The following is a 12,510-nucleotide window of genomic DNA, read 5'->3' on the forward strand; positions in this document are numbered from 1 at the left end:
CGTCGTGCTGCGCATCCGCCCCTTCGTCATGGGCCACCTGGTCGCCGCGCTCCTGGTAGGCGCGGGGGCAGGTGCCTTTCTCGCGGCCGAGGCCATGCTGATCGGCGGCCTTGGAATGCTGGCCGGGGCGGTGGTGAGTTCGCTGGTGTGCCAGTGGAAGCCGGGAGTCGAGGCGCCGGCCTGGCAGCTCTGGGCCGTCGCCGTCCTTGCCAACCCGGTCTTCCTGGCAGCGCTCGTCTTCATGGCCCTCGACTGGAAGTGTGTCGTGGGCCTCCAGCGCGGGTGGGGCTGTCTGGTGGCCGCCATGGCGATCGTCGCCACGGCGCTCTGTTTCCTGCCGCCGCTCGGCGGCCTGGTCTGGCGAAGCTGGAAGCGCTACCGGGCGCGACCGCGCTAGGCGGCGAGCGACTTTGCGAGGCGGCCGCGGATCATCTCCTCGGCTTCGCGGACGATACGCTCCACCAATTCCTTGCAGGAGGGGATGTCGTTGATCAGGCCCATGCAGGTGCCGGCCGACCAGATGCCGTGTTCCATGTCGCCGGTCTCGTAGACGACCTTGCCCTTGGCGCCGGCGACGATGGGACCGATCTCCTGGATGGTCTTGCCCTCGCCTTCCATCTCGATCGTCTTCTTGGCGATGCTGTTGCCGTAGACGCGGCTGGTGTTGCGCATGGTGCGCAGGATCAGCGACGTGCTGCGCTCGTCGGAGGAGACGATCTTCTCCTTCACGTTCTGGTGGATCGGGGCCTCCTTGGTCGCCATGAAGCGGGTGCCCATGTTGATGCCCTCGCAGCCCAGCGCCAGCGCGGCCACGAGACCGCGCGCATCGGCGAAGCCGCCCGAGGCGATCATCGGGATCTTGATGACGTTGGCGGCGGCCGGCAGCAGCACGAGGTTCGGCACGTCGTCCTCGCCCGGGTGACCGGCGCACTCGAAGCCGTCCATCGAGATGGCATCGACACCGGCCTTCTCGGCTGAGAGACCGTGACGGACCGCGGTGCACTTGTGGATCACCTTAACGCCCGCTTCCTTGAGCTTGGGCATGAAGGGCTTGGGATTGTTGCCGGCGGTCTCGACGATCTTGATGCCGGAATCGATGATGGCGTCGATGTACTCGCCGTAGGGGCGCGGCACGAGCGTCGGCAGGATGGTCAGGTTCACGCCGAACGGCTGGTCCGTCATCTCGCGGCAGCGCTTGATCTCCTTGCGGAGATCCTCCGGCGTCGGCTGGGTGAGGCCGGTCAGGATGCCGAGGGCGCCGGCGTTGGAGACGGCCGAGGCGAGTTCGGCGCGGCCGACCCATTGCATGCCACCCTGCACGATCGGGTGCTTGATGCCGAACATCTCGGTGAAGCGCGTCTTGATCATCTGGACTTTTCCCCCTGGGTAAGTTCCCCAAGCATTAGCGAACCCGAACGCCGGGGGCCAGCCCACGGACCGCACCGTGGACATGCTGTCCGCAATGCGGATCAGGTGCGGTCGATGAAGGAAATCGTGTCGTCGAGAGACGGAGCGCGCTTGCGCAGCAGTTCCGAGAAGGATCCGACGATGTCGATGTGATCGACCTCGGGATAGAGCTTGAGCTCGGCCGTGCTGCCGGCCTTGCGCCAGGCCGCAGCCAGCCGTTCGCTGTTGAACGGCTTCACCGTCGTATCGGTCGTGCCGTGCAGCAGGAGGATCGGCGGCAGCGGCGCACGGGCGTATTCGATCGGCTGGGTCTCGCGCCGGTCGCCGCCGAATATCTCCCTCAGGCGGCGCGAGGTGAGGGGCAGGAAATCGTAGGGGCCGGCGATGCCGATCCCGCCCGGCAGCTTCATGCGGTCGACGCCGGCGGCGGCGAGATAGGGCGTGTTGGCGACCATCATGATCGCGATATAGGCGCCCGCCGAATGGCCGGCGACGAAGAGCTTGTCGGTGCCCACCCTGCGGGCCGCCCAGGCCGTGGCTGCCGCACCGTCGTCGAGGAAGGCGGGATACCGGACCTCGGGATAGACGCGGTAGTCGGGAATGATGGTGGTGATCCCACTGGCCGCCAGCGCCTGTCCGACGAAGAGGTAGTCGCCCTTGGCGCCGGAATCCCACGAGCCGCCGTAGAAGAAGATCACCGACTTGCCGTCGCCACGCGGCTGCTCCGGCGTATAGACGTCGAGTTTCTGCCGCGGGTTGCTGCCGTAAGGAATGTCCGCCTCGAGCTTGTAGCCCTGTCGCGAAACGGTCGTGTTAAGCAGCGCTGCCGGAGAGCAGCCGCCGAGCAGGCCGAGAACGCTGGCGATGAGGCCTCGGCGCGCCAGCGTCATGCAGAACCGGCGAGGTCGCGCACCTGTTCGGCCAGCGCCAGCGAGGCGGTAAGGCCGGGCGATTCGATGCCGAACAGGTTGATGAGGCCGGGCACGCCATGGTCGGCAGGGCCGGTGATGGTGAAATCCTGCGCCGGCGCGCCCTGCGGCACGATCTTCGGGCGGATGCCGGCATAGCCGGGTTGTAGCGAGCCATCCTTGATGCCGGGCCAGTACTTGCGCACGGCAGCATAGAACTTGTCGGCGCGATGCGGATCGACCGTGTACTCGATGCCGTCGATCCACTCGACGTCGGGCCCGAACTTCGCCTGGCCGCCCATGTCCACGGTGATGTGCACACCCAGCCCGCCCGGCACCGGGACGGGGTAGATGAGGCGGGAGAAGGGGGAGCGGCCGGTCAAGGTGAAGTAATTTCCTTTGGCGTAGTACGCGGTCGGGATGTGCTCGGATGGCATCCCGGCGATTTTTTTCGCAAGCGTCGGCGCATGAAGGCCCGCCGAATTTATCAGCAGCTTGCAACGCAGGTTCATCGGCTCGGTTCCGCCGACCTCGATCTCGACGCCGCCCTCGACGACACGGCCGCTCTTCACCGGGCTGTTGAAGGCGAACATCGCCCCGTGGCTCTCGGCGTCGCCCTGCAGCGCCAACATGTAGGAATGGCTGTCGACGATGCCGGTGCTGGGCGACAGCAACGCGGCGGTGCATTGCAAGTTGGGTTCCATCGCCATCGCCTCGGCCGCGCTCAGGAAGCGCATGCCCTCGACGCCGTTGGCCTCGGCCCGGCCCTTGATTTCGGCGAGCTTCTCGCTCTCGGCCTGGTTGGTCGCCACGATCAGCTTGCCGCAGTTCTGATGCGGCACGCCGTGGTCCTTGCAGTAGGCATAGAGCATGCGCCGGCCGGCGACGCAGGAGCGGGCCATCAGGCTGCCCTTGGGGTAGTAGATGCCGGCGTGGATGACCTCGGAGTTGCGCGAGCTCGTCTCGGTGCCGATGGCGTCGGCGGCCTCCACGACGATGACTTCACGGCCCGCGAGGGCAAGCGCGCGGGCGACGGCAAGGCCGACAACACCTGCGCCGATCACAACGCAGTCGACGGTTTCGAACGGGGACGAATTCATGGTCGCATGCTAGAACCGCCGCCTCTTTCAGTCACCAAGGGCGGGTGTCGCAGCATGAAAGGCGCGTTGGTCACGGGGGCGGGGGTACGGATCGGCCGCGCGCTGGCCGTGGCGCTGGCGGCCGACGGCTTTTTCGTCTTCGTGCACCACAAGGATTCGGCCATCGGGGCGCGGGAGACCGTGGCGGCCATCCGGGCGGCCGGCGGCAAGGCGATGGCGGTGAAGGCCGATCTCTCTTCCGCCCGGCAGACCGAGGCGCTGATCGGCAAGTGCCGGGCGCCGGGGGTGACGCTCACCTGCCTGGTGAACAGCGCCTCGCTGTTCAAGCTCGACCGCGCGCCGACGGCGACGGCGGCCGATTTCGACCTGCACATGGCGATCAACCTGCGGGCGCCGTTGCTCTTGTCCCAGGCATTGGCCCGCCAGCTTCCAGCGGGCGAGACCGGACTGGTGGTGAACGTGCTCGACCAGAAGCTGTTCAACCTCAATCCCGACTTCCTGACCTATACGCTCTCCAAGGTTGGGCTCCAGGGGCTGACGACCCTGCTGGCGCAGTCCTTCGCGCCGCGGCTGCGGGTGGCCGGCATTGCGCCGGGGCTGACCCTGCGCAGCGGCAGCCAGACCGATGCACGCTTCGCCGAGCAGCATGCCGCGAACCCTCTGGGTGTCGGCGTGACGACGGAGGATCTCGTCCGCGCGCTCCGCTTCATCGTGGCGACGCCGAGCTATACGGGCGACACGCTCATCGTCGACGGTGGCGAGCACCTGACTGGCCGCCCGCGCGACATCGCCTTCGACAAGAAAAAGAAGAAGTGAATATGGCCGCCACCTCCTCGCGCCGAATCTTCTTCCGCGACCTGCGCCTGCAGGTCTCGATCGGCATCTACGATTTCGAGCTGGAGAAGCCCCAGACCGTCGTCATCAACGTCGACCTTCTGCTGAGCGACCCGGAGCGCGCCGCCGACGACAGCATCGCCAACGTGCTGAACTACGACGTCATCCACGACGGCATCGTGGCCCTCGCCGGCAGCCGGCACTTCAACCTCCAGGAAACGCTGGTCGAGGCCATCCTGGACCTTTGCCTCGCCCAGCCGCAGGTGACCGAAGCCCGGGTCTCCACCGAGAAGCCCGACGTCTACGGGGATTGCCGCGTCGGTTACGAGGCGGTTCGCCGTCGTTCGCCGGGCTGAGCGGCACAGCGGTGTCTCCCTCTGTCGGTGCGCTGCGACGCGCCTCCCTCGTGCTGTTGCTGGCGGCCCTCATCTGGGGATCGATGATCCCCGTGCTGGCGGCGCTCGCCGAGCATTACGACAACTGGCTGCTCTCCTGGTCCCGTTACATCCTCGGCCTCCCGGTCCTGTGGCTGGCCGTGTTGCTGAGCAAGCCGCCAGTGGCGCCGCCGCGGCCGCTGCAGTGGGGGCGACTGCTGCGTCTCGGCGCGGCGATGACCGCCTTCTCGGTGCTCTACACGTTCGGCGTGGCGCACGCCCACCCGGCGACCTCGGCGATCGTGCTGATGTGCGGGCCGATCTGGGCGACGGTTCTGTCGCGGGTGATGCTGGGTTCGACCACGCCGCCCGGCTTCTTCTTCACGCTGGTCCTGGTGGTCGCGGGCGGCATCGTCGTCGTCCTGGGCACGCCGGGTCGTGCGCCGGGTTCGTTCGGGCTCCAGGGCGGCGAGGGGCTGCTCGTGATCGCCCAACTCTGCTGGAGCTGGTACTCGATCCGCGCCCAGCAATGGCTCTCGGATCGCGGGCAGATCGCGCTGTCGGCGCTCACCTCGACCGTGGCCAGCGTGCTGCTGGGCGTGGTCTGCGCCGTCGTCTGGGCACTGGGCGGCATCGTCTGGCCGACCCGCCCGCCGACGCCGGTCGAGTGGGGCATGGTGGTGTGGATCGGCGTGCTGGGCGTCGCGGTGGCGGTCCTGCTCTGGAATACCGGCGTGTCGCTGGTCGGCGTGCCCGTCGCATCGCTGTTCGCCAATTCCGCGCCGGTGTTCGCCATCGGTCTTGCCGCCTTGATGGGACGCGAGCCGAGCTGGCTTCAGGTCGCCGGAGGCTTCGTCGTCCTGGGCGGCATCGCCCTGCACCAGATCCGCCAGACACGCGCGGCGCGGCGATGACCCAGATCTCCGGCCGTGACCGCCATCACATGCTGGGCGCCTTCGCCGCCATGGTGTTCGTGGGCCTGAGCTGGGGCGCCAACGTGCCCGTCTCCAAGGTCATGCTCCAGCACTTCGACGTCGTGCCGATGCTGGCCGTCCGGACGCTGACGGCCGTCGCCACGCTGGCGATGGTTCTCGTCCTGGCCGAGGGTGTCAGCAGCCTCAGGATCGAGGTCGGCCTGAAGCGGTTCCTGCTGATCGGCCTTATGATGAGCGGCTTCTTCGTGATCTTCACGATCGGCATCCGCTTCAGCAATCCGATTTCGGCCGCGGCGGTACAGGTGGCGGGCCCGCTGGTGGCGGCGGCGACGGTGCGCCTCGTCACCGGGATGCGGTTCGATCCGGGATTCGGCGTGGCGCTGGCGCTGACGCTCTCCGGCGGCGCGATCCTCGCGGCCGGCAGCCTGTTCGGCCAGGGTGCACTCACGCTCGGCGGCGGCGAGATCGTCGTTCTGCTCTCCAACGCCCTGTGGACCGTCTACAGCCTGAAGGCACAGGCCTGGTTCGATCGGGCGAGCCAGCTCCACCGCGCCTATGTCGCCTCCCTTTCGGCGCTAGGATGGATGGTTCCGCTCAGCCTCGCCCTGGTGGCCATTGGATGGGCAAGGTCGCCGTTTGCAGTCACCGACGTCTGGGTCTGGACACAGCTCCTGCTCGTCGCCGTGTTCGCGAGCGCCATGGGAGCCTACTTCTGGAACATCGGAGCCAGCCGGCTCGGTGTCGCAATTGCGTCCCTCTGGGTCAATCTGGTGCCGTTTTTCGCCGTATTATGGTCAATGGCGTATGGCTTCATGCCAAATGTCTACCAGATCGTCGGCGGGCTCGTTGCCCTGAGCGGCGTCGTCTACATGCAATGGCGCAAGCTGCAATCGATGAAACGCTGAGATAGGCTGCCGGCCTCCCATGACCCTTCCTTCGCTCAAGACCCGTCACTGCCGCTGGCTTTCCGTCCCCGGAAAAAGCGACGCACGTGGCAACATCAACTTTCTCGAGTTCGACCAGAAGCTGGGCTTCGTGCCGCGGCGCCTGTTCTGGCTGCACGGCATCGCGCCCGGGCAGTGGCGCGGGCGGCACGGCCATCGCGAGTCGCATCTCGTGACGCTGGTGATGAACGGCTCCTGCAAGGTCCACCTCGACGACGGCAGCGTCAGGGAGACGGTGTCGCTCGACGATCCGGGGCGGGCGCTGCACATCCCTCCCATGGTCTGGCACGAACTCACCGACTTCGCGCCGCAGACCACCATCCTGGTGGTTGCCTCGACCCTCTACGACGAGGGCGAGTACCTGCGCGATTACGAGGCCTTCAGGCGCGAAGCAGCGAGGACTGCATGATCCCCTTCCTCGACATGAAGTCGGTCTACGCCGAGCTCAAGACCGAACTCGATGCCGCTTACGCCCGTGTGATGGAGTCGGGCTGGTTCGTGCTCGGCAAGGAGGTCGAGGCCTTCGAGGCGGAGTATGCGGCGTTCTGCGGCACGAAGCATTGCGTGGGACTGGGCAATGGCCTCGAGGCACTGGAACTCGTGTTGCGCGCCTGGAACCTCGGCGCCGGCGATGAAGTCATCGTGCCTTCCAATACCTATATCGCGACCTGGCTCGCCGTGACGGCGGTCGGGGCAAAGGTGGTGCCGGTCGAGCCGACTCCCGGCGGACCGAACATCGATCCCGACAGGATTGCCGCTGCCCTGACGTCCCGGACGCGGGCGATCATGCCGGTTCACCTTTATGGGCAGCCGGCCGACATGGACGCGATCATGGCGCTGGCCGCCAAGCATGGCCTGAAGGTCATCGAGGACGTGGCGCAAGCCCAGGGCGCGCGCGTGCGCGGGCGGCGGGCCGGCTCCCTGGGCGATGCCGGCGCACACAGCTTTTTTCCCAGCAAGAACATTGGCGCCTTCGGAGACGGGGGCGCCGTCACGACCGACGACGCCGCACTTGCCGAACGCCTGCGCGTGCTCAGGAACTACGGCAGCCGCGTGAAGTACGTGAACCTGGAACGGGGCTTCAATTCACGCCTCGACGAACTGCAGGCCGCGTTCCTGCGAGCCAAATTGCCCAGGCTCGACGAATGGAACGACCGTCGCCGCATTGTCGCAGCACGCTACGACGACCGGTTGGCGGATTTGCCCAGCCTGGCATTACCCAATGTCCCGCAATGGGCGGAGCCGGTCTGGCACCTGTATGTCGTGCGGACGGCGCACCGTGCCGGTCTTGTCAAAACCCTGGAGAAGGCCGGCATCGGGTCGCTGATTCACTATCCGATCCCGCCGCATCTCCAGGATGCCTATGCCGACCTCAAGCAGGGGAAGGGCAGCTATCCGCTCGCCGAAAAGCTGGCCGACACCGTGCTCAGCCTGCCCATGGGGCCGCATATGCCTCTTGAGGCCGTCGACGAGGTCTGCTCGGTGATCAGGCAGGCGCTGACATAGATTCTGGCGCGGGTGTATGCCGCGCTGCAATCGGATCAGCCGAGTCCCAGCCGCTCTCCGCGGTATGCCCCGCTCATCACGCGTCCCCACCAGTCCCGGTTATCGAGGAACCAGCGCACCGTATCGCGCAGGCCGCTGTCGAAATCATGCCGCGGACGCCACCCGAGTTCGCTCGATATCTTGCTCGCATCGATGGCGTAACGGGCATCATGGCCCGGTCGGTCCGTCACGAACCTGATGAGCGACTCGTGCGGGCGATGCAGGTTTTCCGGCGCCAGCTCGTCGAGCAGCCGGCAGATGCTCCGTACGACGTCTATGTTCCGCCGTTCGCTGTCGCCGCCGACATTGTAGGTCTCGCCCGGGCGTCCCCTGCGAAGCACCAGGGTGAGCGCCTCGGCATGATCCTCGACATGCAGCCAGTCCCGCACGTTCTCGCCCTTGCCATAGACCGGCAGGCTCTCCCCGCGCAGCGCACGGATGATGATGAGCGGGATCAGCTTCTCGGGAAAATGATAGGGGCCGTAGTTGTTGGAGCAGTTGGTGGCGAGGGTCGGCAATCCGTAAGTGTGATGCCAGGCGCGGACGAGATGATCGGAAGCGGCCTTGCTCGCGGAGTAGGGCGAGTTGGGTGCGTAGGGCGTCGTCTCGGTGAAGCGCCCCGTCGCGCCCAGCGAACCGAAGACCTCGTCGGTCGAGATGTGCTGGAACCTGAAACGGGCCCGTGCGCTCTCGTCGAGCGTGCGCCAGTAGGCAAGGACGGCCTCGAGCAGGGTGTAGGTGCCGCCGACGTTGGTCTCGATGAAGGGGGCAGCCCCGTCGATCGACCGGTCGACATGGCTTTCGGCCGCCAGGTGCAGGACGGCCTCCGGCTGGACTTCCGCGAGGACCGCGTCGATCGCCGGGCGATCGCAGATGTCCACCTTGTAGTGCCGGTGGCGGTTGCTGGTGCGCGCCTCGCCCAGCGATTCGAGATTGCCGGCGTAGGTGAGCTTGTCGACGTTGGCGACGGTCCAGTCGGTGTCGCGGATGATGTGGCGTACGACCGCCGAGCCGATGAAGCCCGCGCCGCCGGTAACGACTATCCTCATGCCCGGCCTTCTAGGCGGAGATCGGGGCGGAGCCAAGGCGGCTCCGCGGCGTCTTCAGTGGTTGTGGAGGATCTGGCCGAGGAAGAGCTTGGTGCGCTCGTTTCGCGGATTGGCGAAGAACTCCTCCGGCTCGTTCTGTTCGACGATTTCGCCACGGTCCATGAAGATCACGCGATCGGCAACGGCGCGGGCAAAGCCCATTTCGTGGGTGACGCAGAGCATGGTCATGCCCTCGCGCGCCAGCTCGATCATGACATCGAGCACCTCCTTCACCATCTCGGGATCGAGGGCCGAGGTCGGCTCGTCGAACAGCATGATCTTGGGGCGCATGCAGAGCGCGCGGGCGATCGCCACGCGCTGCTGCTGGCCGCCGGAGAGCTGGCCGGGATACTTCAGCGCCTGCTCCGGGATGCGCACCCGGGTCAGCAGGCTCATGGCGATCTCCTCGGCCTCCTTCTTCGGCATCTTCTTCACCCAGATCGGCGCCAGGGTGAGGTTGTCGAGGATGGTGAGGTGCGGGAAGAGGTTGAACGACTGGAACACCATGCCGACTTCGCGGCGGATGGCGTCGATGTTCTTCACGTCGTTGGACAGGGTGACTCCGTGCACCACGATGTCACCCCGCTGATGCTCTTCCAGCCGGTTGATGCAGCGGATCAGCGTCGACTTGCCGGAGCCAGACGGTCCGCAGATGACGATCTTCTCGCCTTCCTTCACGTCGAGATTGATGTCGGTCAACACGTGGAACTGTCCGAACCACTTGTTGACGCCCTTCAGCTGGATCACCGAATCGACTTTCGAGAGATCGCGGGCTGTTGCGGCCATGGTTTGCTCCCTGGCGGCGCCTAGCGCCGCGTACCCTTGTTGAGTTCGACCTCGAGGTACTTGCTGTACCGCGACATCGAGTAACAGAAGATGAAATAGACGAACGCAGCGAACAGGTAGACCTCACCCGGGAAGCCTGCCCAGTTTGGATCGACCAGCGCCTGGTTGGCGGTGTTCAGGAAGTCGAAGATGCCGATGATCAGCACCAGCGACGTATCCTTGAAGAAGCCGATGAAGGTGTTGATGAGCGGCGGGATCACCACCCGCAGCGCCTGCGGCAGGATGATCAGCAGGGTCTTCTGCGCATAGTTGAGCCCCATCGCATCGGCGGCCTCGAACTGGCCCTTGGGCAGCGACTGCAGGCCGCCGCGGATCACCTCGGCGATGTAGGCGCCGGCGAACAGGATGACGGCGACCTGGGCGCGCAGGAACTTGTCGATGGTCGTGCCCGAGGGCAGGAACAGCGGCAGCATGACCGAGGCCATGATCAGCAGGCTGATCAGCGGCACGCCGCGGATCAACTCGATGAAGCCCACGCACAGACCCTTGATGAGGGGCAGGTTCGAGCGTCGGCCCAGAGCCAGCAGGATGCCGTAGGGGAACGCGAACGCGAGGCCGTAGGTGGCCAGGATCAGCGTCACTGGCAGGCCGCCCCACAGGCTGGTCTCGACGTAGCTGAGCGGCGCGATCGCGATGCTCCACTTGGGCAGGATGCCCACGATGCGCAGGACCAGGCCCACGGCACCGATGCCGATCAGCGCGTAGTAAGCCATCCGCTCCGACGGCGCTGCCAGCGCGCTGCGCAGCGTCAGGCCGATCACGCCGCCGACGAGGGCGACGAACAGGATGAGGCTGAGCGGAATGTGGATCTGACCGAACATCAGGATGAAGGTGATGAACGATCCGACGCCCCAGATCACCAGCAGGCGCCAGTTCCACATGCGCCGATCGGCGCTCAGCACCAGCATGGCCAGCATGGCGATGACGGCGAATAGCGGCCGCCAATGCTGTTCGTAGGGGAACGAGCCGAAGAAGATGTAGCGGAACTTCTCGCGGATGAGTGCCCAGCAGGCGCCACCGCCGCGACATTCGCTGCCGGTCGAGGCCGTGAAGTTGGCGGTGAACAGCGCCCATTCGAGGAACCAGTTCAGGATCCAGACGACGCCCACGATCAGCACGACCGTGGTGATGCCGTTGCCCCAGCTGGAGAACAGGTTCTTGCGAGCCCACCCGATGACGCCGCTTTCGTCGACGGGAGGGGCGAGGGGCTTGCGGTCGCCGGCAGGCATGGCGTCGGTCATGCTCAGCGCTCCCTCAGGGCGATGCGTTTATTGTACCAGTTCATGAACGCCGAGATCGACAGGCTGACCGACAGGTAGGCGGCCATGATGATCAGGATGTTCTCGATCGCCTGGCCGGTCTGGTTGATCGTGACGTTGATCGAGGCGACGAGGTCGGGATAGCCGATCGCGATGGCCAGCGAGCTGTTTTTGGTGATGTTGAGATACTGGCTGGTCATCGGCGGGACGATGACGCGCAGCGCCTGCGGCAGCAGCACCAGCCGCATCGACTGGCCGCGCGACAGGCCGAGCGCCGCGGCCGCTTCGCTCTGGCCCTTGTGCAGGGCCAGGATCCCGGAGCGGACGATCTCGGCCACGAAGGCCGAGGTGTAGAGCACGAGGCCCACCAGGAGCGCGGTGAACTCGGGCTGGATGACGGTGCCGCCGGTGAAGTTGAAGCCTTTCAGCTCCGGCCAGCTCATATGGTGCGGCGCGCCACCGGCCAGCCAGACGAGGGCGGGGAGACCGATCAGGATGCCAAGGCCCGCGGAGATGATGGGGAATGGCTGCCCGGTGGTTTCCTGGCGCTTCCTTCCCCAGCGGGCGAGCATCCAGGTGCCTGCGATTCCGATCAGGAACGCGACGCCCATCCACTTATGGATCGGGTCGGCCATCGGCACGGGGAAATAGACGCCGCGATTACTCAGGAAGACGCTGTTCCAAAGCATGGAAATCGCCTGCCGCGGACCGGGGAACGCCTCGCTGATCAGCTTGTAGAAGAGGAACAGCCACAGCAGCAGCGGCACGTTCCGGAAGGCCTCGACATACCAGCCGCAGATCCGGCTGAGCAGCCAGTTGGGCGACAGCCGGCCGACGCCGATCACTGTGCCAAGCAGGGTGCTGAGAAGGATGCCGAGAACGGCAACGCGCAGCGTATTGAGAATGCCGACCCAGATCGCGCGGGCGTAGGTGCTGGCCGGCGAATACTCGATCATCGTGTCGCCGATCTCGAAGCCCGCTTCCCGCTCCAGATAATGGAAGCCACTCGCGATCTTCTGGCGCTGCAGGTTCTCGATCGTGTTGCTGACCAGATACCAGGCGAGGAACCCGACGAGACCGACCACGACGATCTGGAACACCCAGCCGCGAATGACCGGATCGTTCCACGGAGCCACCTTCACCCGTGGCACAGAGCCGAGAGACTCGACTGCCATACGCTATTCCCCCTGCCCGATGCGGTTTTTCCGCGCGGGCCTTAAATGCCCGATATTGCCCTCAGTGTAGGTGGGAATTGCCCCGGTGCAACCGG

The 12,510-nt window shown here is 66.0% G+C and carries 14 protein-coding genes; 7 read left to right on the plus strand and 7 right to left on the minus strand.

The annotated features are described in order from the left end of the window. The first annotated feature begins 4 nt into the window (after positions 1 to 4). Complete coding sequence (locus KQ910_RS20660; protein WP_216964798.1) at positions 5 to 397, plus strand: hypothetical protein; 393 nt, start codon at positions 5 to 7, stop codon at positions 395 to 397. On the opposite strand, the gene KQ910_RS20665 is transcribed toward KQ910_RS20660, so the two are convergent. From KQ910_RS20665 to KQ910_RS20675, 3 genes are all read right to left on the minus strand, one after another. After that, positions 394 to 1,368 (minus strand): NAD(P)H-dependent flavin oxidoreductase, encoded by a 975-nt coding sequence (locus KQ910_RS20665; RefSeq protein WP_216964800.1) that lies wholly within the window; start codon positions 1,366 to 1,368, stop codon positions 394 to 396. The two genes, KQ910_RS20660 and KQ910_RS20665, sit on opposite strands and share 4 nt — an antisense overlap. A gap of 101 nt (positions 1,369 to 1,469) precedes the next feature. Further along, positions 1,470 to 2,297, minus strand: a complete 828-nt coding sequence (locus tag KQ910_RS20670) for an alpha/beta hydrolase (RefSeq protein WP_216964802.1) — start codon at positions 2,295 to 2,297, stop codon at positions 1,470 to 1,472. Continuing rightward, positions 2,294 to 3,415, minus strand: a complete 1,122-nt coding sequence (locus KQ910_RS20675; protein WP_216964804.1) for an NAD(P)/FAD-dependent oxidoreductase — start codon at positions 3,413 to 3,415, stop codon at positions 2,294 to 2,296. Before KQ910_RS20675 ends, KQ910_RS20670 begins: the two co-directional genes overlap by 4 nt. A gap of 54 nt (positions 3,416 to 3,469) precedes the next feature. Between KQ910_RS20675 and KQ910_RS20680 the strand changes: the two genes are divergently transcribed. Genes KQ910_RS20680 through KQ910_RS20705 form a run of 6 tightly spaced genes read left to right on the plus strand, consistent with a single transcriptional unit; the run spans position 3,470 to position 8,008 of the window. Next, the gene (locus tag KQ910_RS20680) at positions 3,470 to 4,231 is read left to right on the plus strand and encodes an SDR family oxidoreductase (protein ID WP_216964806.1); all 762 of its coding nucleotides are present in this window, start codon (positions 3,470 to 3,472) and stop codon (positions 4,229 to 4,231) included. Between the two features lie 2 nt (positions 4,232 to 4,233). Then, positions 4,234 to 4,605 (plus strand): dihydroneopterin aldolase, encoded by a 372-nt coding sequence (locus KQ910_RS20685; RefSeq protein ID WP_216964808.1) that lies wholly within the window; start codon positions 4,234 to 4,236, stop codon positions 4,603 to 4,605. A gap of 11 nt (positions 4,606 to 4,616) precedes the next feature. After that, entirely contained in the window at positions 4,617 to 5,537 is a 921-nt protein-coding gene (locus KQ910_RS20690) for a DMT family transporter (protein ID WP_216964810.1), read from the plus strand. Next, entirely contained in the window at positions 5,534 to 6,463 is a 930-nt protein-coding gene (locus tag KQ910_RS20695) for a DMT family transporter (protein WP_216964812.1), read from the plus strand. Before KQ910_RS20690 ends, KQ910_RS20695 begins: the two co-directional genes overlap by 4 nt. Before the next feature lie 19 nt (positions 6,464 to 6,482). Further along, a complete protein-coding gene (locus KQ910_RS20700) occupies positions 6,483 to 6,911 on the plus strand; it encodes a sugar 3,4-ketoisomerase (protein WP_216964814.1) in 429 nt (142 codons plus the stop codon). Further along, positions 6,908 to 8,008 (plus strand): DegT/DnrJ/EryC1/StrS family aminotransferase, encoded by a 1,101-nt coding sequence (locus tag KQ910_RS20705; protein ID WP_216964817.1) that lies wholly within the window; start codon positions 6,908 to 6,910, stop codon positions 8,006 to 8,008. Before KQ910_RS20700 ends, KQ910_RS20705 begins: the two co-directional genes overlap by 4 nt. A gap of 35 nt (positions 8,009 to 8,043) precedes the next feature. Here KQ910_RS20705 and rfbB read toward each other — a convergent pair whose 3' ends face one another. From rfbB to KQ910_RS20725, 4 genes are read right to left on the minus strand one after another with little or no spacing between them, the layout of a single operon-like run. Further along, entirely contained in the window at positions 8,044 to 9,096 is a 1,053-nt protein-coding gene (rfbB, locus tag KQ910_RS20710; protein ID WP_216964818.1) for a dTDP-glucose 4,6-dehydratase, read from the minus strand. A gap of 54 nt (positions 9,097 to 9,150) precedes the next feature. Then, entirely contained in the window at positions 9,151 to 9,921 is a 771-nt protein-coding gene (locus tag KQ910_RS20715) for an amino acid ABC transporter ATP-binding protein (protein ID WP_229600838.1), read from the minus strand. Positions 9,922 to 9,941: 20 nt separating this feature from the next. Continuing rightward, positions 9,942 to 11,222: an amino acid ABC transporter permease gene (locus KQ910_RS20720; RefSeq protein WP_229600839.1), complete on the minus strand. Its 1,281-nt coding sequence runs from the start codon at positions 11,220 to 11,222 to the stop codon at positions 9,942 to 9,944. A gap of 2 nt (positions 11,223 to 11,224) precedes the next feature. Continuing rightward, on the minus strand, positions 11,225 to 12,415 hold the full coding sequence (locus tag KQ910_RS20725) for an amino acid ABC transporter permease (protein ID WP_216964821.1): 1,191 nt from the start codon (positions 12,413 to 12,415) through the stop codon (positions 11,225 to 11,227). Positions 12,416 to 12,510 lie beyond the last annotated feature (95 nt).

It is taken from the genome of Reyranella humidisoli (genome assembly GCF_019039055.1).
GTDB classification, from domain to species: domain Bacteria; phylum Pseudomonadota; class Alphaproteobacteria; order Reyranellales; family Reyranellaceae; genus Reyranella; species Reyranella humidisoli.

Coding starts and splice junctions, on each gene's coding strand:
- KQ910_RS20675 (WP_216964804.1), bottom strand. CDS start 3,415: ATGAATTCGTCCCCGTTCGAAACCGTCGACTGCGTTGTGATCGGCGCA.
- KQ910_RS20705 (WP_216964817.1), top strand. CDS start 6,908: ATGATCCCCTTCCTCGACATGAAGTCGGTCTACGCCGAGCTCAAGACC.
- KQ910_RS20700 (WP_216964814.1), top strand. CDS start 6,483: ATGACCCTTCCTTCGCTCAAGACCCGTCACTGCCGCTGGCTTTCCGTC.
- rfbB (WP_216964818.1), bottom strand. CDS start 9,096: ATGAGGATAGTCGTTACCGGCGGCGCGGGCTTCATCGGCTCGGCGGTC.
- KQ910_RS20695 (WP_216964812.1), top strand. CDS start 5,534: ATGACCCAGATCTCCGGCCGTGACCGCCATCACATGCTGGGCGCCTTC.
- KQ910_RS20665 (WP_216964800.1), bottom strand. CDS start 1,368: ATGATCAAGACGCGCTTCACCGAGATGTTCGGCATCAAGCACCCGATC.
- KQ910_RS20680 (WP_216964806.1), top strand. CDS start 3,470: ATGAAAGGCGCGTTGGTCACGGGGGCGGGGGTACGGATCGGCCGCGCG.
- KQ910_RS20685 (WP_216964808.1), top strand. CDS start 4,234: ATGGCCGCCACCTCCTCGCGCCGAATCTTCTTCCGCGACCTGCGCCTG.
- KQ910_RS20720 (WP_229600839.1), bottom strand. CDS start 11,222: ATGACCGACGCCATGCCTGCCGGCGACCGCAAGCCCCTCGCCCCTCCC.
- KQ910_RS20725 (WP_216964821.1), bottom strand. CDS start 12,415: ATGGCAGTCGAGTCTCTCGGCTCTGTGCCACGGGTGAAGGTGGCTCCG.
- KQ910_RS20715 (WP_229600838.1), bottom strand. CDS start 9,921: ATGGCCGCAACAGCCCGCGATCTCTCGAAAGTCGATTCGGTGATCCAG.
- KQ910_RS20670 (WP_216964802.1), bottom strand. CDS start 2,297: ATGACGCTGGCGCGCCGAGGCCTCATCGCCAGCGTTCTCGGCCTGCTC.